At 34.1% G+C, this 26,176-nt stretch carries 27 protein-coding genes; 19 read left to right on the top strand and 8 right to left on the bottom strand.

The genetic code is table 11. The features are described 5' to 3' along the window. Positions 1-31: 31 nt before the first annotated feature. Together D1606_RS10750 and D1606_RS10745 are read right to left on the bottom strand one after the other, a co-directional pair. Positions 32-559, bottom strand: coding sequence for a YceI family protein (locus tag D1606_RS10750; RefSeq protein WP_119416010.1), 528 nt, complete (start codon positions 557-559; stop codon positions 32-34). Between the two features lie 93 nt (positions 560-652). Beyond that, positions 653-1,519 (bottom strand): VOC family protein, encoded by an 867-nt coding sequence (locus D1606_RS10745; protein WP_119416009.1) that lies wholly within the window; start codon positions 1,517-1,519, stop codon positions 653-655. A 145-nt stretch (positions 1,520-1,664) separates the two neighbouring features. Between D1606_RS10745 and D1606_RS10740 the strand changes: the two genes are divergently transcribed. The 6 genes from D1606_RS10740 (at position 1,665) to crcB (ending at position 7,128) form a co-directional block, all read left to right on the top strand. Then, complete coding sequence (locus tag D1606_RS10740; protein ID WP_119416008.1) at positions 1,665-1,970, top strand: winged helix-turn-helix transcriptional regulator; 306 nt, start codon at positions 1,665-1,667, stop codon at positions 1,968-1,970. 79 nt (positions 1,971-2,049) lie between these two features. Continuing rightward, complete coding sequence (gene murB, locus D1606_RS10735; RefSeq protein ID WP_119416007.1) at positions 2,050-2,982, top strand: UDP-N-acetylmuramate dehydrogenase; 933 nt, start codon at positions 2,050-2,052, stop codon at positions 2,980-2,982. Positions 2,983-3,087: 105 nt separating this feature from the next. Further along, positions 3,088-3,840: an exodeoxyribonuclease III gene (locus D1606_RS10730; RefSeq protein ID WP_119416006.1), complete on the top strand. Its 753-nt coding sequence runs from the start codon at positions 3,088-3,090 to the stop codon at positions 3,838-3,840. A gap of 110 nt (positions 3,841-3,950) precedes the next feature. Then, on the top strand, positions 3,951-6,311 hold the full coding sequence (locus tag D1606_RS10725) for a penicillin acylase family protein (protein ID WP_119416005.1): 2,361 nt from the start codon (positions 3,951-3,953) through the stop codon (positions 6,309-6,311). Between the two features lie 95 nt (positions 6,312-6,406). After that, positions 6,407-6,781 carry a fluoride efflux transporter FluC gene (locus D1606_RS10720; protein WP_233548079.1) on the top strand — a complete coding sequence of 125 codons (375 nt, stop codon included), beginning with the start codon at positions 6,407-6,409 and terminating at the stop codon, positions 6,779-6,781. Next, positions 6,778-7,128, top strand: a complete 351-nt coding sequence (crcB, locus tag D1606_RS10715; RefSeq protein WP_119416004.1) for a fluoride efflux transporter CrcB — start codon at positions 6,778-6,780, stop codon at positions 7,126-7,128. The genes D1606_RS10720 and crcB overlap by 4 nt, the downstream gene beginning before the upstream one ends. 34 nt (positions 7,129-7,162) lie before the next feature. On the opposite strand, the gene D1606_RS10710 is transcribed toward crcB, so the two are convergent. Continuing rightward, positions 7,163-8,152 (bottom strand): P1 family peptidase, encoded by a 990-nt coding sequence (locus D1606_RS10710; RefSeq protein WP_119416003.1) that lies wholly within the window; start codon positions 8,150-8,152, stop codon positions 7,163-7,165. 306 nt (positions 8,153-8,458) lie between these two features. Here D1606_RS10710 and D1606_RS10705 point away from each other — a divergent pair, with 306 nt between their 5' ends. From D1606_RS10705 to D1606_RS10680, 6 genes are all read left to right on the top strand, one after another. Continuing rightward, positions 8,459-9,568 carry a GNAT family N-acetyltransferase gene (locus D1606_RS10705; RefSeq protein ID WP_119416002.1) on the top strand — a complete coding sequence of 370 codons (1,110 nt, stop codon included), beginning with the start codon at positions 8,459-8,461 and terminating at the stop codon, positions 9,566-9,568. Positions 9,569-9,678: 110 nt separating this feature from the next. Beyond that, entirely contained in the window at positions 9,679-10,101 is a 423-nt protein-coding gene (gene mntR, locus D1606_RS10700; RefSeq protein ID WP_119416001.1) for a transcriptional regulator MntR, read from the top strand. 28 nt (positions 10,102-10,129) lie between these two features. After that, entirely contained in the window at positions 10,130-10,987 is an 858-nt protein-coding gene (locus tag D1606_RS10695) for a CvfB family protein (protein ID WP_119416000.1), read from the top strand. Positions 10,988-11,203: 216 nt separating this feature from the next. Next, a complete protein-coding gene (locus D1606_RS10690; protein WP_119415999.1) occupies positions 11,204-12,145 on the top strand; it encodes a DUF1002 domain-containing protein in 942 nt (313 codons plus the stop codon). A gap of 102 nt (positions 12,146-12,247) precedes the next feature. After that, a complete protein-coding gene (locus D1606_RS10685) occupies positions 12,248-12,529 on the top strand; it encodes a GNAT family N-acetyltransferase (protein ID WP_119415998.1) in 282 nt (93 codons plus the stop codon). A 181-nt stretch (positions 12,530-12,710) separates the two neighbouring features. Next, positions 12,711-13,193, top strand: a complete 483-nt coding sequence (locus tag D1606_RS10680; protein WP_119415997.1) for a DUF4064 domain-containing protein — start codon at positions 12,711-12,713, stop codon at positions 13,191-13,193. Between the two features lie 62 nt (positions 13,194-13,255). On the opposite strand, the gene D1606_RS10675 is transcribed toward D1606_RS10680, so the two are convergent. Further along, on the bottom strand, positions 13,256-13,855 hold the full coding sequence (locus D1606_RS10675; protein WP_158582360.1) for a TetR/AcrR family transcriptional regulator: 600 nt from the start codon (positions 13,853-13,855) through the stop codon (positions 13,256-13,258). 226 nt (positions 13,856-14,081) lie between these two features. Here D1606_RS10675 and D1606_RS10670 point away from each other — a divergent pair, with 226 nt between their 5' ends. After that, positions 14,082-14,423: a hypothetical protein gene (locus tag D1606_RS10670; protein WP_119415995.1), complete on the top strand. Its 342-nt coding sequence runs from the start codon at positions 14,082-14,084 to the stop codon at positions 14,421-14,423. A 58-nt stretch (positions 14,424-14,481) separates the two neighbouring features. Here D1606_RS10670 and D1606_RS10665 read toward each other — a convergent pair whose 3' ends face one another. Together D1606_RS10665 and D1606_RS10660 are read right to left on the bottom strand one after the other, a co-directional pair. Beyond that, positions 14,482-15,996, bottom strand: coding sequence for a succinyl-CoA:acetate CoA-transferase ScpC (locus tag D1606_RS10665; protein WP_119415994.1), 1,515 nt, complete (start codon positions 15,994-15,996; stop codon positions 14,482-14,484). 248 nt (positions 15,997-16,244) lie between these two features. Then, positions 16,245-16,895 (bottom strand): LytTR family DNA-binding domain-containing protein, encoded by a 651-nt coding sequence (locus D1606_RS10660; RefSeq protein ID WP_119415993.1) that lies wholly within the window; start codon positions 16,893-16,895, stop codon positions 16,245-16,247. A gap of 365 nt (positions 16,896-17,260) precedes the next feature. Here D1606_RS10660 and D1606_RS10655 point away from each other — a divergent pair, with 365 nt between their 5' ends. From D1606_RS10655 to D1606_RS10640, 4 genes are all read left to right on the top strand, one after another. Further along, positions 17,261-18,046: a helix-turn-helix transcriptional regulator gene (locus tag D1606_RS10655; RefSeq protein ID WP_119415992.1), complete on the top strand. Its 786-nt coding sequence runs from the start codon at positions 17,261-17,263 to the stop codon at positions 18,044-18,046. Between the two features lie 104 nt (positions 18,047-18,150). Then, complete coding sequence (yidC, locus tag D1606_RS10650) at positions 18,151-19,002, top strand: membrane protein insertase YidC (protein WP_233548078.1); 852 nt, start codon at positions 18,151-18,153, stop codon at positions 19,000-19,002. 178 nt (positions 19,003-19,180) lie between these two features. Beyond that, positions 19,181-19,426: a hypothetical protein gene (locus D1606_RS10645; RefSeq protein WP_119415991.1), complete on the top strand. Its 246-nt coding sequence runs from the start codon at positions 19,181-19,183 to the stop codon at positions 19,424-19,426. Positions 19,427-19,569: 143 nt separating this feature from the next. Continuing rightward, entirely contained in the window at positions 19,570-20,334 is a 765-nt protein-coding gene (locus tag D1606_RS10640) for a M15 family metallopeptidase (protein WP_119415990.1), read from the top strand. Between the two features lie 54 nt (positions 20,335-20,388). On the opposite strand, the gene cls is transcribed toward D1606_RS10640, so the two are convergent. Beyond that, complete coding sequence (gene cls / locus D1606_RS10635; protein ID WP_119416011.1) at positions 20,389-21,846, bottom strand: cardiolipin synthase; 1,458 nt, start codon at positions 21,844-21,846, stop codon at positions 20,389-20,391. Between the two features lie 238 nt (positions 21,847-22,084). On the opposite strand from cls, the gene D1606_RS10630 reads away from it, so the two are divergent. Then, complete coding sequence (locus D1606_RS10630; RefSeq protein WP_164489540.1) at positions 22,085-23,437, top strand: L-cystine transporter; 1,353 nt, start codon at positions 22,085-22,087, stop codon at positions 23,435-23,437. Positions 23,438-23,511: 74 nt separating this feature from the next. On the opposite strand, the gene D1606_RS10625 is transcribed toward D1606_RS10630, so the two are convergent. Then, on the bottom strand, positions 23,512-24,753 hold the full coding sequence (locus D1606_RS10625) for a helix-turn-helix domain-containing protein (protein WP_119415988.1): 1,242 nt from the start codon (positions 24,751-24,753) through the stop codon (positions 23,512-23,514). Between the two features lie 126 nt (positions 24,754-24,879). Here D1606_RS10625 and D1606_RS10620 point away from each other — a divergent pair, with 126 nt between their 5' ends. Continuing rightward, positions 24,880-26,175: an MFS transporter gene (locus tag D1606_RS10620; RefSeq protein WP_119415987.1), complete on the top strand. Its 1,296-nt coding sequence runs from the start codon at positions 24,880-24,882 to the stop codon at positions 26,173-26,175. The last annotated feature ends 1 nt before the right edge of the window (position 26,176 follow it).

The following is a 26,176-nucleotide window of genomic DNA, read 5'->3' as shown; positions in this document are numbered from 1 at the left end:
CCTAATGTGAGAAGGCTAAGAGGCTCTTGTATTATTGAGCTGGATTAAGTTCTAATTCAATTTTGATTTTGATGTCTTCCCCAACAAGTACGCCACCAGTTTCAAGAGCTGCGTTCCAAGTTAAGCCGAATTCTTTACGGTTGATTTTTCCAGTTGCTTCAAATGCTACAACTTCTACACCCCATGGGTTAGTACCTTTACCACCGTATTCAACATCAAAAGTAACAGATTTTGTTACGCCTTTGACTGTGAAATCACCAGTTAATTTGTATTCGCCAGCCCCTTCTGATTTGATATCAGTTGCAACGAAAGTCATTTTAGGGAATTGTTCTGCATCAAAGAAATCAGCTGATTTTAAATGATTATCACGATCTGCATTGTTTGAGTTGATGCTATTTACATCAATGTCAAATTTGATAGAAGCAGATGTTAAATCTTCTGGGTTCATATCAATATCTGCTGTAAATGTATCAAAACCACCTTTTACTTTTGAAATCATCATATGTTTTACTTCGAATCCTAAGCTAGAGTGTGCTACGTCAACATTAAATTTTGTCATTTTAAATTCCTCCTAGAGTTAAATTTTTCTTTGTTTAATCATATTACATTATTATCTTGAAATCAAGATTTATTAATTAAAGATATTTAGTTGTTAAATATCTTTAACTGTAAATATCATTCCATTGTGATTAAAGTCTTTCACAATAATTTTCTTGTCAGTCTCTTCGTGTGAAATATCGTGTTCAACTAGATTTTGCTTTAACTTCTTCAATTCATCCATTGAAGAAAGGTTCAATGAATAGCTGATTAATCCATTAGCAACTGACGGTGCAAGTGGGGCACCAATACCATTCCATACATTTGTAGCAATATGGTGATGATAATCTCCTGCTGACATGAAATAAGCTGAACCCATAAAATTGGTTTTTAAATCTAAGCCGAGTCCATCTATATAGAAGCGACGTAATTCATCACTTAGGTCAGATACAGTTAAATGCATATGACCTAAAATAGTACCTTTAGGGAAGCCAGTCCATTCTCGATTTGGATCATACAATGCCATAATACTATTGAAATCGACTGGAATTGTATCGGTATCAATTGTACCGTCATCATGAATAGTCCATTCGTTACGAGGTCTATCTCTGTATATTTCAATACCGTTTCCCTCAGGATCTGTTAAATAGAAAGCTTCTGAGTATAAATGATCGCCTGCACCACTAAATGGTGCTTTTATCTTCATTAAATTTCCAATCATATACGCTAAATCTTCTCGACTTGGGACTAAAATAGCGAAATGATACAGTCCGGTAGTTCGAGGCGGTCTTTGAATTACATCTTTATCTGCGGTTAGGATTAAAATCGGTTCAGAGCTGCCTGCCCCGAAAATCACCGCTTGAGAGCTTTCTTCTATAATACTGAAACCTAATGCTTGATAGAACTTTTTTTGAGTTTCAAGTGATTGAACGCGCAATTGTACATATCCCAACTGCATCTTAGGGTCTAATTTAAATGTCATAGTGATTCCTCCTTTCAAAAAGTATTTAACTTACTTTTCGTAACTTACTATAAAACAGTAAATTGATTACGTCAAGTAATTAAGTTACGAAAAGTTTACTTTTAATCGAATTGTCGTTAAAATGTATTTATTAGAGGTGAAATTTATGAAAGAAAATGCATTATGTCCACGATTATCAAAAGCAATGGATTTAATCGGTAAACGGTGGGTTGGTTTAATCTTGTATGAATTATTAGAAGGTCCTAAACGGTTTAACGAAATTGAATCTTCACTTCCTATTAGTGGCCGTTTACTATCAGAGCGTTTGAAGGAATTAGAAAAAGAAGGACTTGTAGAAAGACAAGTTTACACAGAAGTTCCTGTTCGCGTTGAATATAGTCTTACAGAAATGGGTTTAAGCTTAAAAGATGCAATTGATGCAATTGAAATGTGGTCAAAAAGATGGCTTTAAGTGATTTTCACTTGTAAAATAGCCGTTGTATATTCATACTTAATGAAGGAAAAGAAAGTATGAAAGGAATGGACTTTCCATTATGAAAGAACAATGGGTCAATGATTTATATAAGATTGTAAATTCTAAAGATATTAAAATAGATGAACCACTAAAAAATTACACAATGACAAAACTTGGAGGTAATGCAGATATACTTGTAATGCCTTCAACAGAAGATGAGGTAGCTGAAGTTGTAAAATATGCACATCTCAATAATGTTCCGATTTTCTTATTAGGAAATGGCTCGAATATGGTGATAAGAGACGGTGGTATTAGAGGGATTGTATTAAATCTTTCTAAACTCGATGAAATTCGTATTGAGGGTACAACGGTGTATGCACAATCTGGTGCACTTATTAAAGACGTGTCAAAGGCTGCTGCTGCTAAGTCGCTAACAGGCCTTGAATTTTCTTGTGGAATTCCAGGTTCTATTGGTGGTGCGATGGCTATGAATGCTGGTGCATATGGCGGAGAGATTAATGATGTTATTGTTAGTTGTAAGGTATTGACTAAAGCAGGTGAAGTATTAAATCTTTCAAAAGAACAATTAGAACTTGGCTATCGTAAAAGTATTATCGCTAAGAATGGTTATTATGTTTTATCATCTATTTTCAAATTGGAAAATGGGGATAAAGAAACGATTGATGCTACAATTGCAGATTTAACATTTAAGAGAGAATCTAAACAACCACTTGAATATCCTTCAGCGGGAAGTGTCTTCAAACGTCCTCCAGGTTATTTTGCCGGAAAGCTAATCCAAGATAGTGGTATGCAAGGAAAAGGTGTCGGTGGCGCCGAAGTTTCAACAAAACATGCAGGCTTTATTATTAATAAAGGTAACGCTACTGCTACTGACTATATTGAAACCATTCATATGGTACAAAAAGCTGTAAAAGAAAAATTCAATGTAGATCTTGAAACAGAGGTGAAAATTGTTGGAGAAGATTTAGCTACTGATAAAGTAGATTAAACCTTCTATTACTGTAGGATAGTCTAAAATACAGAAGCATTTTTTATTAGCGCCTTTCGTTCGTATAGACGGAAGGTGTATTTTTACATATAGGAGATTTTGAATATGAAATTCATATCATGGAATGTAAATGGTATTCGTGCATGTTTGAAAAAAGGCTTTCAAGATTATTTTGATGAAATGGATGCGGACTTTTTTAGTATTCAAGAAACAAAATGTCAGGCTGGACAAGTAGATTTAGAAATTCCAGGCTATTATCAATTTTGGAATTATGCTGAACGGAAAGGGTATTCAGGTACAGCAATTTTTACAAAACATGAGCCAATATCAGTAAAATATGGAGTTGGGGATTGTGATACACAAGAAGAAGGCCGAATTATTACACTAGAATATGAAACCTTTTATTTAGTAAACGTTTATACGCCAAATTCCAAAAGAGATTTGACGCGTTTGGAATATCGTGTTGTTTGGGAAGACGAATTACGTGCTTATTTAAAATCATTAGATAAAGTAAAACCTGTTATATATTGCGGAGATTTAAATGTTGCACATGAAGAAATAGATTTAAAAAATCCAAAAGCAAATATAGGGAATTCTGGTTTTACAGATGAAGAAAGAGGAAGAATGACTAGACTGCTAAATTCCGGATTCACCGACTCTTTTCGTTATCTATATCCAGATGTAACCGATCGTTACACCTGGTGGTCTTATATGAATAAAGTACGTGAAAGAAATATTGGTTGGCGTATAGATTACTTTATCGTATCGAATCGCTTACAAGAGAAAATCATTAATGCTGAGATTCACGACAATGTTTTAGGTAGTGATCATTGTCCAATCATGTTAGAAATAAAATAGACATATTATCTGAGAGGGCTTATCCAATGAATGGATGAGCCCTTTTATTTATTTGGATTTAGGGATAAATTGAGAGGCCTTGGAATATAGAGAGTGTAGGGGGGATATGTATGATGAAAAGAAAAAGACGACTGTGGAAATGGGTTTTAAGTATACTCGGAATTCTTGTACTAATCGTAATAGCATCTGCCCTTTATGTGAATTATTATATCGACAAAACTTTACCTGACATTGAAGGGAAGGTCATCGTTAAAGGCATGGATGAAGATGTTAAAGTTACAAGAGACGAGAAGGGTGTACCTCATATACATGCAAAATCTGATGCAGATCTTTATCGTGCACAAGGGTATGTTCAGGCACAAGATCGCTTATTCCAGATGGATTTATCAAGGAGACAAGCAAGTGGAACATTATCAGAAGTAGTGGGATCTTCCACGATTAAGACCGACAAATTTTTTAGAACGTTTAGTCTTAGAGATGCTGCAAAAAAGTCATATGATGGTTATTCAAAAGAAGCTAAACAGGTTTTAGGTTGGTATGCAGAAGGGGTGAATGCATATATAAAACAAGCTAAAAAAGAAGGAACATTACCTTATGAGTTTAAGGTGTTAGGATATGAACCAACGCCATGGACAGCAGTAGACTCTTTAACAATTGGTAAATATATGGCATACGATTTAGGTGGAAATTGGAGTATGCTGGCATTTAGACATTGGGCATTAGCAAATCTAACCGCAGATGAAGTACAGGAATTAATGATACATTACCCTGAAAATGCTAAATCTATTATTGAAGAGAATATCGAAAATACCGTAAAAGTTTCAGGTCAATTTGATGCGTCCCTGATTCCAAATGAATTCAATGGAAGTAATAACTGGGTCCTATCTGGAGATAAAACACAAAGTGGTAAACCGCTCTTGGCGGATGATCCACATTTAGGATTGAGCACGCCATCTATATGGTACCAGATGCATCTGACTTCGCCTTCTCAAAATGTGAGTGGTGTAATTTTTGCTGGTATTCCAGGTATTATATTAGGACATAATGATCACATTGCTTGGGGTGTTACGAATGTAGGGCCAGACGTGCAAGATTTATATATTGAAATACCAAATCCAGATAATCCGACACAGTTTAAATATGAAAATAAATGGGAGCAGGCAGAGGTCCGCAAAGAAAAGATTAAAGTAAAAGGGGAAAAAACGATTGATTATAAGGTTGTTGTGACAAGACATGGTCCAATTATCTCGGACTTAGCCTTTAAAAAGGAAAAACCTACTGCAGTATTTTCGATGCAATGGACAGCGCTACAATCTACACAAGAGTTGCAAGCTATATTAAATTTAGATAAAGCAAAAAATTGGCATGAATTTGAAACGGCTTTAACGGATTTTAAAGCACCTGCTCAAAATTTTGTATTTGCATCAACCGACGGAACAATTGCATATAAAGCGAATGGTCTAATTCCAATACGTAAAAGAGGGGATGGACAATTCCCTGTACCAGGATATTCTGCAGATTATGGCTGGAAAGGATATATTGATTTTAATCAATTGCCGAAAGTAGTTAATCCAGATAGCGGTTATATTGCAACTGCGAATAATAAGGTAGTGGGTAGCGGGTATCCTTATCATATTACTGATTTTTGGGCACAACCATATCGTTATGAACGAATAGTTGAAATGCTAGAGGAGAAAGATGATTTTACAGTTGAAGATATGGAGAATATGCAATTAGATACAGAAAACCTATATGCAAAAGAATTCTTGCCAAACCTAATTGAATCTGTAAAAAAACAAGGGAAACTTGAGGATGTTATAAAGATGATGGAAGAGTGGGATTACCAAGATTCTGTATCAGAAGGTGCACCGCTCATATATAATCTGTGGATGATTAAAATACAACAACAGCTCTTTAAGAAATCAATGCCTGCGGATGTTTATGATATGATGCCCGGAAAGTATAATATTACAGATGAAATACTTCGCCAAGCGTATAAAGGAAAACCTGGTGAATTTGTCGATAAGGCTGGTGGGATTGACGAACTTGTTACGAAAGCTTTACAAGAAACTGTAAAGGATATAAAAGAATCTCATGGTGAAGATTTATCAAATTGGCGATGGGGTGATTATCATCAAGTAGTATTCAAACATCCACTATCATCTGCATCTCCAATACTCGCCAAACTATTAGATTCGAAGAAGACTCCAGTTTCTGGTTCAAAGGTAACTGTTCGAGCAGCTGCTTCCGATAAAACAGGCATTGTTAATCATGGAGCATCATGGAGATTTGTAGCTGATTTAAGTGATTTATCGAAAGCTTATCATATTGTTGGGCCTGGTCAATCTGGGCATGTAAGATCACAGTGGTACCATGATCAAGTAGACGATTGGGTGAACGGAACGTACCATGAAACAGTGATTAATGGTAAAATTTCAGATGGCTATACATTAATATTAAAAGCAAAATAAAACTGTTAGAAAGCGAGTTAGGAAAATTCTAAAAAAATATTTAGATGGAATGAAATAACTATTTCGTTTTAGCAGTTCAATTGAAGGTGTATTTTGTGTTAAAAAACGTAGTAGCGGTTACAATAGGTGGAATGTTGGGGACATTGATGCGGTATGGCGTTATAGTTATTGTTCCAACTGAGTGGATGCTGTGGATTGTAAACAGTGTAGGAAGTTTTTTGATGGGTATTTTAAATGGTTTATTCACACGTTTTCCACAGTATTCTGGGTGGAAGGTATTTTTGACAACTGGATTACTAGGTGCCTTCACGACATTTTCTACATTTTCAGCTAGATGGCTTCAACTAATGCAAACCAATGTGTTTATGGCAATTATTTACGCAATTATGATGACGGTACTTTGTATTGTATTGGCATCATTCGGCTTTTTACTTACAAGTCCTAAAAAGAAAGCAGGTGAGCGTTCGTGAACTGGCTCGCACTTGCTATTGGTGGAGGACTTGGAGCGTTAGCACGATTTAGTATTATTAAATGGATGGTGTATAAAGCTCAACCATATTATGTAGCAACATTTATCGTAAATAGTGTAGGTTCATTATTTATGGGAATGGCACTACATATATCAGTGAATCATCAAGAGTTATTGACAGCGTTCGTTGTGACGGGGTTTTTAGGAGCGTTTACAACATTTTCTACTTTTGCGTTCGATACTGTCCGTTTAATACAGGAAAAGGATGTACGTGGAGTATTTTTATATCCTGTTTTAACGTTATTTGTGGGTATTATCTTCGTCACTTTAGGATGGCAAATCCTATAAAAAGATTGGCTTTAGTAGCCAATCTTTTTATTTTTTACGTCAAATTTGCCTTTTCTACAATTCGATTTTTACGTCCAACTGTTGTTTCGGCATGTAGCAATGATTGATAGACAGATTCTTCTGTAGCCTCAATGGTTGCTTGAAAGAGATCATTCATTAGCTTCGAATCATCTCTCACAAATGCTACCGCATCTCCAATAGATGAACTAGATTGGTGTGGGATTGTGTATGCAGTTGAAAATGCAATAATAATATCGCCACTGCCATTATGGATGTGTGTACCTGTTCTTCCAAGTCCGATAGTTGCCCTTTTAGCTAGTCTTTTTAGTTGCCGATCACTAACGGGTGCATCTGTTGCGATTACGATGATGACAGAGCCATCAGGTTTTTCGATAGGTGAATCTTGTTGCCAACTGGCGAAACGACATTCACTAGCGTTACCAAAATTTGTGAGCAATAAAGCACCTACTGTAAAAATTTCATCATCTTGTTCGATAATTCTAGAAGATGAACCAATACCTCCTTTTTGTTCATAGCAGATCATGCCTTTTCCGGCACCGACTGCGCCTTGTTCAAAGGGTGCATGCTTTGCATTATGTATAGCGGAAACAGCATGTTCAGGTTTTACAGCGCGAAGCCTCATACTATTAAGATAGCTATCATTACATTCACCAACAACAATATTGAGGGAACTAGTAGAGTCGCCGATACTAGGATTTTGATGAAGTAAATAATCTAAAGTTCCTTCTAAAACGGACGCAACACTGAATGTATTTGTAAGCATAAGCGGGGACTCCATCAAACCTAATTCTTCTACTTGAACAAGCCCTACTGATTTTCCAAATCCGTTCAATACAAAGCATGCTGAAGGTACCTTCTGCTCAAACAGATTGCCTCCATGTGGTAATATAGCTGTTACACCTGTACAAATTGTATCTTCCGCATTTAATTTCTCATATAACGTAACGTGACCAACATGAACATCCGAAACATCTGTAATCATATTCCAACGCCCTTTTTTCATAAAACCACCCCTTCAGTTGATAGTATTTCCCTTAAATGTTTTAAAGGGATTAAGCATTTCTTTAAAGTTTCTAGTGAACATTAGAAGAATCTTTCTATGTAAGGTTCACTTTATACAAATATACAAAAATAGTAAAAAATTCTCAAATTGAATTTAGGATAGTATATTGAGGAATAAATGATTAACAAAACTACTAATTATTCCGGTATGATAGGGAATATAGAATTTATGATTTATGTATGAATAAGGAATCGTTGGACGATTGATATAGTACTTGTAGTGATTATGGTAATGGAGGCGAATAATATGAAACTAATTGAATGGACTATAGAAGAACAAGAACAACTAATCGAATTTATGACAACAAATGTATGGCCTTATCATGAGAATACACATCCTGCAAGAGAAATTATCGAAAAAGCAATTGATGAAGGTGGTTATGAATCAGATCAAGCAAAAACTTTTTGGTTAGTAAATGATGAGAACTTACAAGTAGGAATGGTAAAAATATACGATTTGCAGGATGAAATTCCATTGTTTGACTTACGTATAGCAGAAAAATGGCGAGGATTAGGCTATGGCACAAAAGCATTAAAATTAGTAAGTGAATATGTATTCTCGTTGCCAAATAATAAAATACGTATAGAGGGCCATACTAGACAAGATAATATTGCCATGAGGAAAACGTTTGAGAAAGCGGGGTTTGTCAAAGAGGCGCATCTTCGTCAAGCTTGGTACGTACCGAAGGAAAATTCATACTACGATGCGGTTACATATGGAATTACGCGTCAAGATTATTTGGAGGGAAAAACCACTCCTGTTAGCTGGGAAGACGAAGAAAAAAATGAAAATATAAATTATAAAGATAGATGGGATTTCCCAAGTAGCTTTGATTCAGAAAGATTAATCATTCGTATGCCACATATAGAAGATGTCGATTCTGTTTGGGAAGCTATTGCACATTCGGCGAAAAACTTAAAGCCCTTCATGAATTGGGCGCAGACAATGCCTAAGAAAGAGGAGACGAAAGAAAATCTTCGTCAAGCTATTGGTGATTTTATAACAAGGAAAGACTTACGATTACATGTATTCCTAAAGGAAAGTGGAGAATTTATCGGTTCTTCAGGATTGCATAATATTGACTGGACTATTCCTAAGTTTGAAATCGGCTATTGGGTAGATGCAAGACATGAAGGAAACGGTTATATGACAGAAGCTGTACAAAGAATTTCTCAATTTGCATTTAAAGAATTAGGTGCAAAACGGCTGGAAATTCGTTGCGATAGTGATAACATAAGAAGTCGGGCTGTCGCAACTAGAGCGCAGTTTGAATTAGAAGGAATATTAAAACAAGATAGTCGCTCAGCAGATGGAAAGAAGCTACGTGATACATGTGTATATGCAAAAATTCAATAATTTAGGCGATATATTATGAATTAAATTTAACGCTTTTACACTACAGGTTACGTTTTATAGTTTCATGTAGTAAACTAGAGAGATAGGAAATCGAAAGAGAGGGAATTGAGATGCCGACACCGAGTATGGAAGATCACATCGAACAAATCTATTTACTAATTGACCAGAAAGGTTACGCGCGTGTATCGGACATAGCCGAAGCATTGTCAGTTCTGCCTTCTTCAGTTACCAAAATGGTACAGAAACTTGATAAAGATGGTTATTTAGTTTACGAACGATATAGAGGACTATCTTTAACGCCAAAAGGGTTAAAATTAGGTAAACGACTAGTAGAGAGACATAGCTTATTGGAACAGTTTTTAAGACTAATTGGTGTAGATGAAGAAAGAATTTACAATGATGTGGAAGGGATTGAGCATCATTTAAGCTGGAATTCTATTGATCGAATAGCAGATCTTATCCAAGTACTAGAAGAGAATCCCGACTTTATCCACAAACTAGAAGAGTTAAAAGATACTCATTCCGGTGAATGATAGATGTCATATGAAAGGAGTTTGCATTATGACAGAGTTGCAATCAGGTGACGTAGTAAAATTAGTAGTAAAAGAAGAACAAGAGTCAAAATATGTATTAACAAATGATAATGTAGATATCCCGTTGAATATTTCGGAAGTAACGGAACCTTTAAAGGTTAATCAAAAAATTGAAGTATTTTTATATGCAGATCGAAGAGGTAATTTAGCTGCAACAACGGCCTTACCACATATTCTTAAAGGTGAATATGGATGGGCACGCGTGTTACATGTTAAAGACCGTGAAGGCGCATATGTAGATATCGGTACTTCAAGAGAAGTTCTAGTGCCAGCTGAAGACTTACCTAAGTTAAAATCACTATGGCCTGAACCAGGAAACCATTTGTATGTAACGTTACGTACAGACCGTGAAGGCGGATTATTTGGTCGTTTAGCTACCGAGGAAAAAATATTAGAATTATATGAGGATGCAGATCCTGAATTGTTCAATAAAAATATTTTAGCTCGTCCGTATCGTTTGTTACCGGTCGGAACATTTTTACTTGGTGTTGATACACCATATCGTATTTTTGTTCATGAATCTGAACGTGGAGCAGAACCACGCCTTGGTTCAGATATTAGCGTTCGAGTTATTGAAGTAAAAGAAGATGGTACTATAAACGCTTCTATGCTTCCCCGAGTTTATGAACGTCTAAGCGATGATGCAGAGCAAATTTTTAAATACCTAGAAGATGTTGGTGGAAAAATGCCATTTGGCGATAAATCTTCACCAGAGGAAATTAAAGAAATGTTCCATATGAGTAAGGGTGCTTTTAAGCGTGCGCTAGGTACACTTATGAAAGCTAACCGAATTACTCAAGAAGACGGTTGGACATCAATTAAATAATATATGAAGAGCAAAAGGAGAAAGTTTACCCACTTTCAGAAACTTTTTGCTCTTTTTAACGTATTATTAGTAAAGATATTTAGAATTACTTAATATTTCTTTTTGAACTGGAAAATTATTTTATGAAAGGATTTGGCTCAAATAATTTCATAATATTTACTAGAAGTGACTAAAACAAATCTAGAAATGATGAAAGTCTAAGGAGGAAATTCCACAATGAAAAAACAAATCTTTGCTGTCATTGCAGCGATGAGTTTGACAACAGCCATTGTTGCACCAACAACAAGTTATGCAAGTACAAATTCATCTCAATCGTCGGATGAAGTGGTCAATGAAAAATTAGGAGTTCCAATTGTTGTTTATGGCGGAAGTCTTTCAGAAAGCGAAAAAGTAAGTGTGAAAAATAGCTTAGGCATTGCAAATAACTCTGATGTCCAAGAAATTACAATTACAGGTGCAGATATCGCAAAATACATTGAAAATGGGAATTCAAGTGCACGTCTATATTCATCTGCTAAAATTACACCAAAAGATGCTGGCTCTGGCTTAGTTATCAACATAGTGACACCTGAAAATATTACAGAGGTAACTTCTGATATGTATAGTAATGCAATGCTAACAGCAGGGATTGAAGATGCTACAGTTGAAGTAGCTGCACCTAAAAAAGTAACAGGACACTCTGCACTTGCAGGCATTTACAAGGCATACGAAGTAACAACTGGTAAAAAACTAGATAAAGACCGTACAGATGTAGCGAATCAAGAGCTTTCAGTAGCCACTGATTTGGCTCAAAATTCTGGTGTGGACGAAGAAAAGGTAAGTCAATTATTAACAGACATAAAAAAACAAATTGCTGAACAAAAACCAGCAACAAAAGAAGATGTCGAAAAAATTGTTGATGAACAACTTAAAAAATTAGAGATTAACTTAAGTGATAAAGACCGCCAATTATTAATTGATTTAATGGATAAAATCAGTAAACTTGATATTGATTTTAGCAAATGGTCAACACAATTAGATGATTTAAGTGGTAATATTAAAGATCAATTAAATAAAATAAACGAAGACATTAACATTAAAAGTGACTCAGGTTTCTGGGCGAGTGTGAAAAGCTTCTTTCAGAAAATAATTGATGGTATTAGCGGATTATTTAGCTAATTCTGTCCTGAATTTGTACCGAATATAAATCCCGCATCACACACTAACATACTTTAGCGATAATATGCTAAACTAAATTTATTACATGGGGGGTGTGAAAATATGGAATTTAAATTAAGTAAAAGAGATGCTGAAGAATTTGCCTTTGAGTATGAAAAAGAAGGTAAAGTACTTGCAGAAATTATTTGGACACAGTTAGGCGACATAATGGTAGTTGAGCATACTTTTGTTGATAGCTCCTTACGCGGTCAAGGAATTGCAAAACAACTCTTAAATCGGGCTGCAGATTATGCTCGTGAAAACGAATATAAAATTGAAGCCGTTTGTTCCTATGTAGTCAAAGCTTTTGAAACATCACATGAATATGATGATATAAAAGCATAAGTGTTTCGTAGTAACTTTTTTAACGAATGTTAGTAAGCTAAACAGCATAAATTTATAAGGATTATCAAATAAGTGAAAATTACTTATAAGATAGTCCTTTTTTGTATAGAATAAGAAAATCTGAAACTTTTTGAAAGTAGTAACGTATAGTAATCTATAACAATAATATAGAGGTGGTTTAGTGAAAAGAACGATTGAAATAGTTTTAGGTAGTGTAGGTACGCTCTTCAATCTGATTGCAATTGCAATTATGGGGTTAATCGTAAAACTTGTTTCAGAAGTGAAGAATAACACGCAATTACAAGATGAATTGGTTACAGAATTTAAAAATCAATTAACAAATGACCCTCAATTCAAGGATACTGATATACAAGCCTTTGCTGAAAGTATGGTATCAGCGATAAATTTTCTAGGCCCTTTTGGTTGGTTTATCATCATTTGCTTTATCGTTAGTGTTGTTGCAGGAATAGTGGGGATAGTTCAAGCAGTAAGGACAAAGAATAGGGCGAATTTTGCAGGAAGTATGTTTATAGTGGCTGGAGTATTTGCTGGAATACTATCTTTAACGTCTATTGTTTACTACATTGCTGCAATTATGTGCTATGTACGAAAACCAAAAGCAGAATCTAGCGATGTAACTTATCCTAATTCCTCTGTCATTTAGATTAAGAGGTGATCTCAATAAACAATCGTTCGGATTGGTAAATGAGATCGCCCTTTACTTTTTTATACGAAAAATTTTCCTTCTATTAAGCAAATAAGCGTATTTCGAATATTTGGGGGAACTTTCTCTAACTTGATCGTAGGATCATAAATTTGCATATGGGTTATCATTGCTAAGAAAGAACCAATTATCCCAACTTGAAATAGGATTAAATCGATTTTAGGTAAATCTCCTTTATCCATTCGATTAACAAGTTCCAAATCTGCATTAGACATACTGTATATATTCGCAATATACTGTTCGGAAAGTTCTGGATGTTTTGTTGATTCATTGAAAATGATTGAATATTGAGGACGATTATAAAAAACTTTGTCTATCAATTCGTTAGTCCATACACTCAACAGTTCTTGATTAGTTAACAGTTGGTAATTTTTATTTTCCATAAAGGGTATGCATTCAGGTTCAACTGTTGATAATAGTAATGTCATTTTGCTTTTAAAATATTTATATAAAGTGGCTTCAGATACTCCTGCTTCTTTCGCAATGATAGCTGTAGTGGTTGCATCGTAGCCTTTTTTATAAAATAAGTTGCGGGCAGTTTTAATAATCTTTTCTTTTGTTAAAGTACCTTTTTTCTTTTTAACAGATTGCACTTCTGTCATTTTGCATAACCACACTTCCATTTCGTGCATTTTCTTATTATGATAGCAGAAAAAAAGCATAGGTCATAGGAGAGAATTATTTTATCTCTTCATAGAAATTTCTATAGGCTAGTGGGATATAAAAACAGTCTTTAAACGTGACAAATTATTATAAAATCAACTTGATAATGTGTATTTTCTAAAAAATAGGGTATAGTTAATTTAGAACGATAAATGGGAGGAAATGATGGATATGGCTAAAGGTAAATCTCTATTAATCGCTGGATTAGCGGCAGGTGCTTATGCGTATTTTCGCAAAAAGGAAAATCGTGATAAAGCAGTAGAAGCATTTAACAGTACGAAATCGAAAGTAAATAGCTTGTTAGATAAATCATCCGATTCATCAGTTAGTGTAGTTAAGGATTCTTTTAATACTACAACAGCGGATGGTTATGCTAATGATCATCATACCTACAATGACGATGATACAAAAATGATTTCGGAAGGTTCTGCAACTGCAATTCACTATGAAAATGAAGAACAACATGAATTTTTGAATGGTATCAAGCCACCTAAAGATTTAAACTAAGTATTTTATGTAAAAAAAGGCTCAGCTATATATGCTGAGCCTTTTTCATTAATCGCTGTTAGTTTTCTTCTTCTGGAGCAAGCATTGTACCATATTTAGCTAAGTTTGTATGGAATGAAAATGCTTTTTCTAATACGTGAGGAGTTTGTCCACCACGAGTTTTTGCTTCTTCGTAGTATGCACGAAGAGCAGGTTTGAATTTAGGGTGTACACATTTTTCAATAATAAGCTCTGCGCGTTCACGAGGAGTTAAACCACGTAAGTCTGCAAGACCTTGTTCTGTTACGACAACATCAACATCATGTTCTGCATGATCAACGTGTGATACGAACGGAACTACTGATGAAATTTTGCCATCTTTCGCAGTGGATTTAGTAACGAAAATTGAATAGCGACCATTGCGTGCAAAATCGCCAGATCCGCCAATACCATTCATCATTTTAGTACCTGACACATGAGTAGAGTTTACGTTACCATAAATGTCAAATTCAATAGCTGTATTCATGCAGATAGGACCCAAGCGACGAATAACTTCAGGACTATTTGAAATTTCTTGTGGACGTATTATTAATTTATCTGCATATTTATCTAAATGATGGAATACGGATTCCATTTTTTCTTTAGATAATGTAATTGAACAGCAAGAAGCAGCTTTTACTTTACCAGCATCAATTAATTCAAATACTGCATCTTGTAAAACTTCAGAGAAAACTTCAAGATCTTCAAATTCAGATTTTACCATCCCAGATAATACTGCATTTGCTACTGAGCCAATTCCTGATTGAAGAGGAGCAAGTTTATTTGTTAAACGGCCTGCTTTAATTTCATCTCGGAAGAAGTCTAAAAGATGATCTGCCATTTGTTGTGTTTCATCGTCAGGAGGAAGTACTAATGATGGAGAATCCTCTTGATCTGTAAGGACAACAGCAATTACTTTTTCCATATTCAAAGGAATACCTTTTTGACCAATACGATCTAAAGTATGGACAATAGCAAAAGGTTTGCGTTCTCCTTGAGGTTCAGGAAGATAAATATCATGAAGTCCTTCAAGTTCTGGATATGAAGAAAGGTTTAATTCAATAATAACTTTGTCGGCTTCTTCAACAAAGATAGGTGAGTTACCCACTGAAGTTGTTGGAATCAACAAGCCGTCTTCGGTAATTGCAGTCGCTTCAATAATTGCAACATCAACTTTTTTTATAGCACCTTGACGTAAAAAGTCAGCAGTCTCTCCCAAATGTTGATCCATAAACGATAGATCGCCTTTATTAATATGACCTCTCATAGTACGATCCACTTGGAATGGTAAGCGTTTTCTAATAATTCCAGCATCAGACATCTTAGCATCTGAATCATGACCAAGTGATGCACCAGTGTACACGTCTACTTTGAATTTTTCAGTTTTACCGCGTTCAGCTAAAGCATTTGGTACAGCCTTGGCATCCCCACCACGAGTAAAACCACTTAATCCTAAAGTCATTCCATCTTCTATTAGCGCTGCTGCTTCAGCGGCTGTCATAATCTTATTAGCAAGTTGTGGATAGCGAAGTCTTTCTTCTACATTTACTGTCATTGAAATCTCTCCTTCTGTTTAATAGAAAATTTCATATCAATTGTGAAAAATTTTTTCACTTGAAGCATGAAGCATAGGTGTTTAAATATTGCCAAAATTATAGTATCACCGAATTATCACAATTTGTTCATAAGTGCATGAAAAGGTTTAAAAAGCGACTGAAACAGAAATGTTTTGCATTAAAGAGAAAAGGAGCTGTACCAAAATAGTTTTGGTCAACTCCATTAAAATAACCGTGGAATTTATTTCTAGAATCCCAATGAACGGCGGAAATAACTTGCATAGCGTTGGCTCACAGGGATTCGTGTGCCATCCTTCATAATGAGTAGGAATGTAGAATGTGAATCTGGTTGAATTTCTTCGATAAAATCAATGTTTACAATATATGAACGATGACATCGAATAAATCTATCATGTGATAGGAATAACTCAAGATCACTTAAATTTAAGCGATGATAGCCTTCTTTTTGCATAGTTTTGACGAAAGTTTTACGAAGCTGAGTTTCTAAATAGATGACTTCATTATGCTTCACTGGATACCAGCAGTCGTCAATTTTAATCGTGATGTAATTTGTTAAGAAAGGAGAAGGCTTTTGTGGGAATACTGCTGTGATTGCTCCTTTTATTTCCCCTTCTTCCACTAATGGAATACTCATTCCATAATAAGGAACACCAAATATTTCAGGTTCAATAAAAGAATTTATTTTTTGTCCATAATCAAGTGCTTTTTGAGTTGCAGAACCTTCTGGTATAGCATCACCAGGCTTAATCTTCAAGTCAATTTTCTTACTTGGTTGATAATATAAATATTTTTTTGTATCTGAAATAACGATTGAAGTGTTATCTGGGAAAAATTCCTTAATAACTTGTATCAATTCCTCGATAGATCGTGGATCCATTAACTTATACCTCGTTTCTTTCCATCTTGAGAATTCTTTCACATATTATTACTATAGAGTATTTATAAAATTAAGTATAGCTAATAAATGCATGAGTTCATACAAAAATGTGACATAAATTTGTCCATATAAATACTATAATTTGATAACCGATAAAAATAAAGATAAAAATTTATTAAAAAATTTCAGTATATGTATTATTTTTACATAAGTATATTTTATTTTTTTAAGAAGATTGACCCATACATAAACGTAAATTTTCTTCTTACTTGGTTAATAAAACTATTTTCATATTACCATTTTCGTTATATAGTAAGAATAATGTAACAGAAAATTGTTTAATATTATAGAAAGATGGGGAGTTTATGCTAGAACACCAATATTCCATTTCAGAATCTATCTCTAAAAGGTACTTTAAGGAAATTGAAATGATGAATCAATACGAAGGTATAGAGAAATTCTTTGATATTGAAGCGCAATTATTGAGGCAAATTAATCAATTAGAAGCCGAGGCTGCGAAGAAATCATTGCAGGAGTTACTTAATATTCTATCTATACGCGCAGGTAAGCAATTCTTTAGAGCTGTTAGACATTATTTTGTTATTCTATCGTCAGTTGTCACTAGAAAACTAATAGAGAACCAGGCACCATCAAAAAAGGTTTTTGCTTTTAACGTGGCATGTGTGGAGATGATTGATGAACGCATGAATGATGCGGAGTATTTACAATTTGCAGATGACTTAATAGAATTTTATATTTATGTTATATCCGAAAGAAAACAACCTTACTATAAACATCAAACCGTTAATAAGGTGATCATGTTTATCGACGATGAGATTGAATCGGATTTATCTGTAGAAGATATAGCATCATACTTTAAAATTAGCACAAGTCATTTATCACGAATTTTCAAAGAGCATGTAGGGATAACCTTAGTAGAGTATTTAAATGTTAGAAGAGTAGAAGAATCACAATATTATTTACGACATACAAATAAAAGTATTTCTGATATTTCGGAGCAATTCCATTTCTGTAATCAAAGTTACTATACTCGTATTTTTAAAAAATATGTGGGTGTTACACCAAAACATTTTAAAGATAATCCAGAACTTGAGTATTTCCGTTTCCAATTACCTGAAAGACTTTTATAATTTAAAAATTACATATATTATTTTTCGTGCATTACTTTGATTTGATTAGTATCCTCTATATAATGTATACTTCACTATAGCTTGAGAAATTGTAGGTGAAAATATTGAAGAAAAAACTTTGGTTAATCTCAATGCTTGGTTTAGCGCCATTCGTGTTAGCTGGATGTGATTCAGTCAAAAACCAAGAAGGCTTTTTTTATAGTACATTTGTAAAACCAATGGAATTCCTGCTAGATTTCTTCGGTAATAATGTATTTGGCGGTAGTTATGGACCTGCTATTATTCTCATTACCGTTATTATTCGATTAGTCTTAATGCCTTTCATGCTTAAAAACTACAAGAATCAGCAAGGCATGAAGGACAAAATGGATAAATTAAAGCCAGAAATGGACGAAATACAAAAGAAATTAAAAGCAGCGAAAACAAAAGAAGAGCAAATGGCATTACAACAAGAAATGATGGGCTTATATAAAAAATATAACGTTAATCCTATGAACATGGGATGTTTGCCTGTTATTATTCAAATGCCAATAATTATGGGACTATATTATGCAATCCTATATTCTGGTGAAGTACAAGCGCACCCATTCTTATGGTTTGAGCTTGGTAAACCGGATATAGTTATGACGATTATCGCGGGGGTAGTTTACTTTATCCAAGCACAAGTATCGTTATGGACAGTTCCAGAACAACAAAAATCTCAAATGAAAATGATGATGTACATTTCTCCAATTATGATTATGTTCATCTCATTCTCTAGCATGGCAGCATTACCACTTTACTGGTCAGTCAGCGGTGCAATCTTGATATTCCAAACATATCTAGGACGTAAATTCTATTCAGTACACCCTGAAAAAGAAACGAAAGAAGTTTCAAATGGATCAGAAGAAAAAAGAAAGTTAACACCAGCAGAGAAACAAGCTGCAAAATCAGCAAAGAAAAAAAGTAAAAAATAAGTTAAACTTAAACGGGGTGATTCATGCACCCCGTTTTTTATATAAAAATCTATTTTTTAAGAAAATAGTGTGATAAGTGAAGTTTTACGTTAACTTTATTATTGAAATAGATTTTTATTATTATGTCTTAAAAAAACAGTTATTAAAACCTATATAAAATGATTAGGAGAGAGATAATATGAATGCAAAATTAGTATCAGGCATACTAGTAACTATTACAAGTTTACTTGCCGTATTTTTTGTGATTAAACAAAATTTTAATCTTGCGGTTCTGTTTATATCATTAATGTTTGCAATTACAAATACATTTCGTGCAAAGGATATGGAAAAACAGGGTTTTACTAAAGAAGCAAAATGGATGAAGGCTATGGCCTTATTCTTTGGAGTTGCTACTTTAGCAATCCTCGTTATGATAATTATTTGATCATAATCGATATCGAGCATGTTGATGTTTGATATTGATTTTTGTAAAGTAGAGAATATAAATTGAACAATGTGATTTTCCTAGCTGTTCTACCTTAGTAGAATATGAGATAAGGTTATTTGTTAAATAGAGGTGTATAAAAGGTGAGGAAAGGGAAGTATTACCGATTTCCGATAGCTATTGCTTCAATTATTGCTATTTCTGGGAGTCTACTTGCAGGTTGTGGGGAAACACAACAAGCAAAACAATCTACCAAAGAAGAACAGAAGGCTGTTAGCCATGATACAACAGAAAATAAGAAAGCTACAAATTCATCAGATATTACAAAAAAAGAGCAAAAAGTAGATGCAGGCGGTTATATTGAAGGTAAAAAACTACCGAAAAAGCCGACTTATATAAAAGGAATTTTAGTTGCAAGTAAACAATATCCATTACCATCCAATTTTGCTCCAGGTGAAAATAAAGATGCACGAGAAGCTTTTGATGAGTTGAATGCAGCAGCATTATTAGAGGGATTTAAATTTGATGCGTTTAGTACATACCGTTCTTATGATCGCCAAGTTGAATTGTATGAAGCATATGTAAAACGTGATGGAAAAAAGGCAGCTGATACTTATAGTGCTCGTCCAGGATATTCTGAACACCAAACTGGATTAGCTTTTGACATAGGTGAAGTAGGAAATACAGCAGCATATGCTGATAATAAATTTGCAAATACACCAGCAGGCAAGTGGATTGCTAAAAATGCCCATAAATATGGCTTTATCATGCGTTATCCAAAAGGTAAGGATGATGTGACAGGCTATATGTATGAATCATGGCATTTCCGTTATGTTGGTAAAAAAATTGCTACTGAAATTTATAACAATGATGGAACGCTAGAAGAATATTTGGGTATTAACAAATAAAAAAATAAAGCCTATAGTAACTAGTTATTTGCTAGTAATGCTATAGGCTTTTTCTTATAAAATTGGTGATAATAAACGTGAGATAGATTCTTTCATTTTAATAATGCGAGTACGATTATTATATAATTCAGGTGTTAGTTCTGTTGACAGTAACATATCTTCTTCAAATAGTTCTGCAAGTTGATGCGATGTTTCGCGATGATAGATAAAAGCATTGACTTCAAAATTAAGCTTAAAACTTCTAAAGTCAATATTCGCAGTTCCAACAGTAGATGCTTCATCATCGATAACAATCATTTTTGTATGCAAAAAACCATTTTCATAAATATAAATTTTTGCTCCTGCTTTAATTAATTGCCCCACGTAAGAATAAGTTGCCCAATACACAAATAAATGGTCAGGCTTATTTGGAATCATAATTCGCACATCAATTCCGGATAAGCAAGCAATACGTACAGCGTCCATAAAACTATCGTCAGGAATAAAATATGGAGTTTGGATATAAATATATTTTTTAGCCATACCGATTAATTTTACATAGCCATTTTTGATCTGTTCCCATTCAGAATCGGGGCCACTAGATACGATTTGTATTCCAACTTCCCCTTTTCGAGCAATGGTAGGGAAGTAATGGTCGGAGTACTGAATATCCTTCGAATCTGAAGCTTGGTTCCAGTCTAACAAGAATCTTGTTTGCATAGGATGAACCGAGCTACCCTCTATACGCAAATGTGTATCTCGCCAATAGCCGAATTTTTTCTTTAGACCAAGATACTCGTCACCAACATTGAAACCACCGATATAACCAATACGTCCGTCAATAATGACAAGTTTTCTGTGATTACGATAATTCATCCGAGGATTTATAAGGGGGAGGATCGAAGGAAAGAAAACTTCAACTTCTCCACCCGCTTCAATTAGCTCTTTGAAGTTGTTTTTATGAACTCCTCTGGAACCCATCTCATCAAATAGGAGACGAACTTTTACCCCTTGTTTAGCCTTTTTTATCAGCAATTGATAAATACGAGTACCTAAGTTATCTAGCCTAAAGATATAGTATTGAATATGAATATGATGTTTAGCAGCTTCAATATCCTTTAGCAATTTTTTGAATTTTTCTTTACCATCACTATAAATTTGAACAGCATTATCTTGTGTTAAGACTGCGTGATTTGTTGTTAAATGCATGTAAATGATGTCTTCATAAAGTGCTGCATCATCAAGCCGATATTCAAAAGAACCATTACGAATGGCTTCCATTTGATAATCAATTAGTTTATCTATACCAATTTTTTTTCGGCCTTCCCAACGAAACAGATGCTTTTTCCGTAATTGACGCCCCAATAATAAGTACAATATAAATCCTACAACTGGTAAAAAGAATAGTACAAGAATCCAAGCCCACGTTGAACTAGGCTCTTTTCTTTCTAGAAAGATAATAATAGCAGCAAGAAAGATGTTCGATATTAAAATAGTGGAAACGATTAAAGATGTTAAACTGGTTGTATCCATTTCATCACCTTCTTCCATAATCTTCTCTAAGTATAACGTAAATCACAGATTTTAAGAAAGGAATAGCAAGTGGGTAGATGACAAAGGCTATGTAACATTTTAGATTTAAATAGATTCAATAACCTACTTGACCAATAGGAATTATTAGTATAATCTAAGAATTGTATTTTTATTAAAATCTTAATCAGGAGGAATTATATTGAATACGTTTTTAATTGTGCTTAATGTAATCATTCTAATGATTCTCATTAGTTTACTAATAGTGATGCATAAAAAACATGTATCTTTTTCTAAGCGAGTATTTACAGGTCTTGGGCTAGGGATTGTCTTTGGGCTAATACTGCATTTCACATATGGGCCAACATCAGAGGTTGTATTAAAATCAGTAGATTGGTTTAGTATAGCAGGTTCAGGATATGTGAAACTTTTACAAATGGTAGCAATGCCATTAGTTTTGATATCCATTGTTTCGGCTTTTACTAAAGTTGTTGCTGGCAAAAACTTTGGTAAGATGGCAGGTCTTATTTTACTTATATTAGTTGGTACTACAGCCATTGCTGCATCTGTCGGTATTGCATCTGCATTAAGTTTTAACTTAGATGCAACTCAACTTGTACAAGGGGATGCAGAACAAGCACGTGGTGAAGAAATTGTCCAAAAATCAAATGATATAGGCGATAAAACTATGCCACAACAAATTTTAGATTTACTACCAGCTAATCCGTTTTTAGATTTAACAGGTGCTCGTTCATCCTCAACAATCGCAGTTGTTATTTTTGCAGCGTTTTTAGGATTAGGTTATTTAGCCGTAAAACGTAAGGACGAAAAAACAGCAGCTTTGATCAAAACCGGGATCGATGCAATTTATGCACTTATCATGCAGATTGTTAAAATTGTTTTACGTTTAACACCATTCGGAATTTTAGCTATTATGACATCAACGATAGCAACATCAGATTTTGGTGCTATTTATAATATGGGCAAATTTGTAATAGCTTCATATGTTGCTTTGGCTGTTATGTTTGTAGTTCATCTGATTATTGTTGCTTTAACAGGGATGAGTCCAATCACATATATTAAAAAAGTATCTCCGACTTTACTATTTGCATTTACTTCACGTTCAAGTGCTGGTACATTGCCACTTAATATACAAACACAAACTAAAAGATTAGGTGTATCTGAAGGTATTGCAAACTTCGCAGGATCGTTTGGTGTATCCATTGGTCAAAATGGCTGTGCGGGTGTTTATCCAGCAATGTTAGCCATTATGATTGCACCTAGTGTAGATATAAATCCATTTGATCCAGGGTTTATTGCCACTTTAATACTTGTGGTTGCGATCAGTTCATTTGGTGTTGCAGGCGTTGGAGGTGGTGCCACTTTTGCGGCAATTATTGTGCTTTCAACTATGAATCTACCAGTTGCTTTAGCTGGTGTTCTAATCTCTGTAGAACCATTAATCGATATGGGACGAACAGCGTTGAATGTTAATGACTCAATGGTAGCAGGTGTTACAACTGCTCGTATTACTGGAGAATTAGACAAGGATGTCTATAACTCTAAAGAAGCTCAAGATTTAGCTGAGGTTTAAATTTATTTAAATTTTGGCTTTATCATAAATTTAAAACCCCGTTCCTATAGGCGAAAAGGAATGGGGTTTTTATGTTACAATTGATCAACTTTTTTACAAAGAGAAGCGTATGTTTTATTTATAAATTGTTTATAAGGCGTATCTATCAAGGGGTCTACAATATCAACAGCTTTTTTAGCTTCTTCTAATGCTTTAGATAATTGTCCTTTTTGTTCGTAGCAAAGAGATTTATAAGAATATTTCTCCGCTAACATCGATAAATCGTAAGGATGATGTATAGAGTTGGGAATCTCTTTTAGCTTTTCGAAGGTTACCAACGCTTCATCGAACTGTCCTAAGTGATACAATGTTTTTCCTTTTTCAAAACAATAGAATAAAGCAAGATCCTCATTTGTATCCTCGATTTCCCTATCATGTCCAAGGTATTCAAGTGCTTTTTCATAATCATGGGTAAAAGAATTATAATAATGTAATTGAATAATAATTGTATAAAGAAAGGATAACTTATCTTCTGTAAAGGCTGCATATTGTTCTATTTTTTTTATATAATATTCTCTTGCTGCGTCATCATTGTCGATCATCGCTTGAAAACAAGCAACTCGAAATATGTCTTCAATTTTATAAAACAATCTTTTTTCTTTAGAAAGTTGTAATGCTTGTTCAATGTAGTTCATACCTTTTTTTTGCTCATTAATTGCTAAATAGCTAATCCCAATTATATATAGTAAATCGAGTGTAGTAATCGTATCGATAATATAGTGTTCACGTTTAACCTCAGCTTCGGTCGCTATTGCAATATTCAGTGCTTGTTCATATTGATGTTCATAAAAATAAATAGAAAAATGTAAAATTTGGAATCTAACCCATTCATTCATCATGTTAATTTCTTTGAACATCTTTAGACCACGTTCCAAGGTAGGTTCCCAATTATTCATTTTTAAATGAGACTGAGCACCTGTGTAATAGAACAATAATTTTCCTGATTCATAGCAAGCAGGAAGCTTTTCTAAATAGGGTTCGATTAAAGTGATTATTTCTTGGTAAGGGGCTTCTTCAAACTCCACATTATTATCATAAATTTTCTTAACTTTTTCTGACAGTTCACGTAATTCAGTAATAGGTACTTCTTCTAATAATGAACTGACATCCACCTGCAAACGTTCAGCTAAATATTGTAAAGTATCCATTGAAGGATTTGCTTTATCATTTTCAATCAGACTTAACATACCTTTTGTAATATGTTCTCCAGCTAGTGTAGCCAAGGTTAACTTTTTTTGTTTTCGTATTGTACGTATTCTACTTCCGAGTGATTCCATGGGTACACCTCATTTCTTTTGTTTAATTATATTAAACTTTTGCTTGCGAAGAAAGTAATAAGTGTGTTATTGTTTGTTTAATTAAATTAAACTTTTTAATTTTATTAAACAAAGGGAGAGGGAAGAATGAATGAAACACTCAAATTAAAAAAGGCTAGTTATCATTTATGGACTTTTACAATTAGCAAAATTATTTCAATTTTAGGTGCTCAAGTTTTAGCTTTTGGTATTAGTCTATACATTTTAAAAATGACGGGATCTGCGACAAGCTTTGCTACGGGGATGATTTGCTCCATATTGCCAAGGGTGATTTTATCGTCCTTTGCAGGATTACTTGCAGATCGTTATTCGAAGAAATTGATTATTTTGCTTTCTCAAGGATGTACCATTTTATTAATGGGCGGTTTATTAATTTATGGCTATACTTCAGGGATTACCGTTATATCTATCTATATCGTAACAGCTTTGTATTCCATCACATCGACTTTTAATAGTGTTACTTTTTCATCTTCAATAGCTTGTTTAGTTGATAAAGAACGTATTCAGAAAGCTACATCATTCAATCAAATGTCGATGTCTATTGCAGCCATTGGTGGACCTGCAATTGGAGGAATGCTTTATGGATTTGCGTCAATTGAAGTATTTTTGATCGTGCATATGGTCGCTTATATGCTTGCATTTATATTAGAATCTACAATGGATTTTAAATTGTATAGTAAGAAACAAATAGAAGAGCAAGAAAGTATGGGGATGCTTAAAAGTATAAAAGAAGGATTCTTATATGCAAAAACTAAAAAAGCTGTTGCTACTATTCTTTGGGTGGCATTATGGATCAATTTCTTTTTTAGTGTCATAAACGTAGGAGGCACGTATATTCTTGTGGAAGCCTTGAAGATTAAATCACAACATATTGGCATTATTGAATCAGCTGGTGCAGTCGGTATGTTACTAGCTTCTATTTTTCTTTCTACAAGGAAACAGTCAAAATATCCTTTGTTGCAATCAAAACGATTTATTATTTTGATGGCAGCTACTGTAGGATTAACATCAATTCCTTTATGGACAGATCTTGCTTATCTTGTGAATGTTATCTACTTTATTTTCATTTTCTTTAGTTTTTCAGTTTTTGGTGTTTTTACAAACACACCAATAGGCGTTATGTTACAAACAGAAGTAGAAGAAGAATATAGAGGACGCGTTTTTGGTATTTTAGAGGCAATGTCTATGGGGATGATGCCACTAGGAACAATAATTTTCGGGTTATTATTTGATCGTGTAGATTCTCAATGGGTTTTACTAGGATCCTGTATTGCCTTATTGATCATTACTTTCTACATGATGCGCCCATCAATTATTAAACAAGTATATCCTGATTTAAAAGAAAACAACATTAAACTTAAAGAAAAAGTTCAGCACTCGTAAA

The organism is Rummeliibacillus sp. POC4 (assembly GCF_003576525.1).
Taxonomy (GTDB): Bacteria; Bacillota; Bacilli; order Bacillales_A; family Planococcaceae; genus Rummeliibacillus.
Note: the sequence above shows the minus strand (reverse complement) of the source record. Positions and strands in the feature narration are given on the sequence as shown.

Excerpts from the sequence above, each read along its gene's own strand:
- D1606_RS10690 (WP_119415999.1), top strand. The coding sequence starts at position 11,204 with ATGAAAAAACAAATCTTTGCTGTCATTGCAGCGATGAGTTTGACAACA.
- mntR (WP_119416001.1), top strand. The coding sequence starts at position 9,679 with ATGCCGACACCGAGTATGGAAGATCACATCGAACAAATCTATTTACTA.
- D1606_RS10645 (WP_119415991.1), top strand. The coding sequence starts at position 19,181 with ATGAATGCAAAATTAGTATCAGGCATACTAGTAACTATTACAAGTTTA.
- D1606_RS10745 (WP_119416009.1), bottom strand. The coding sequence starts at position 1,519 with ATGACATTTAAATTAGACCCTAAGATGCAGTTGGGATATGTACAATTG.
- D1606_RS10675 (WP_158582360.1), bottom strand. The coding sequence starts at position 13,855 with ATGACAGAAGTGCAATCTGTTAAAAAGAAAAAAGGTACTTTAACAAAA.
- D1606_RS10705 (WP_119416002.1), top strand. The coding sequence starts at position 8,459 with ATGAAACTAATTGAATGGACTATAGAAGAACAAGAACAACTAATCGAA.
- D1606_RS10625 (WP_119415988.1), bottom strand. The coding sequence starts at position 24,753 with ATGGAATCACTCGGAAGTAGAATACGTACAATACGAAAACAAAAAAAG.
- D1606_RS10630 (WP_164489540.1), top strand. The coding sequence starts at position 22,085 with ATGATTCTCATTAGTTTACTAATAGTGATGCATAAAAAACATGTATCT.
- D1606_RS10695 (WP_119416000.1), top strand. The coding sequence starts at position 10,130 with ATGACAGAGTTGCAATCAGGTGACGTAGTAAAATTAGTAGTAAAAGAA.
- D1606_RS10685 (WP_119415998.1), top strand. The coding sequence starts at position 12,248 with ATGGAATTTAAATTAAGTAAAAGAGATGCTGAAGAATTTGCCTTTGAG.
- D1606_RS10620 (WP_119415987.1), top strand. The coding sequence starts at position 24,880 with ATGAATGAAACACTCAAATTAAAAAAGGCTAGTTATCATTTATGGACT.
- D1606_RS10710 (WP_119416003.1), bottom strand. The coding sequence starts at position 8,152 with ATGAAAAAAGGGCGTTGGAATATGATTACAGATGTTTCGGATGTTCAT.
- D1606_RS10740 (WP_119416008.1), top strand. The coding sequence starts at position 1,665 with ATGAAAGAAAATGCATTATGTCCACGATTATCAAAAGCAATGGATTTA.
- cls (WP_119416011.1), bottom strand. The coding sequence starts at position 21,846 with ATGGATACAACCAGTTTAACATCTTTAATCGTTTCCACTATTTTAATA.
- D1606_RS10730 (WP_119416006.1), top strand. The coding sequence starts at position 3,088 with ATGAAATTCATATCATGGAATGTAAATGGTATTCGTGCATGTTTGAAA.
- D1606_RS10655 (WP_119415992.1), top strand. The coding sequence starts at position 17,261 with ATGCTAGAACACCAATATTCCATTTCAGAATCTATCTCTAAAAGGTAC.
- D1606_RS10725 (WP_119416005.1), top strand. The coding sequence starts at position 3,951 with ATGATGAAAAGAAAAAGACGACTGTGGAAATGGGTTTTAAGTATACTC.
- D1606_RS10670 (WP_119415995.1), top strand. The coding sequence starts at position 14,082 with ATGGATATGGCTAAAGGTAAATCTCTATTAATCGCTGGATTAGCGGCA.
- D1606_RS10665 (WP_119415994.1), bottom strand. The coding sequence starts at position 15,996 with ATGACAGTAAATGTAGAAGAAAGACTTCGCTATCCACAACTTGCTAAT.
- D1606_RS10750 (WP_119416010.1), bottom strand. The coding sequence starts at position 559 with ATGACAAAATTTAATGTTGACGTAGCACACTCTAGCTTAGGATTCGAA.
- D1606_RS10660 (WP_119415993.1), bottom strand. The coding sequence starts at position 16,895 with ATGGATCCACGATCTATCGAGGAATTGATACAAGTTATTAAGGAATTT.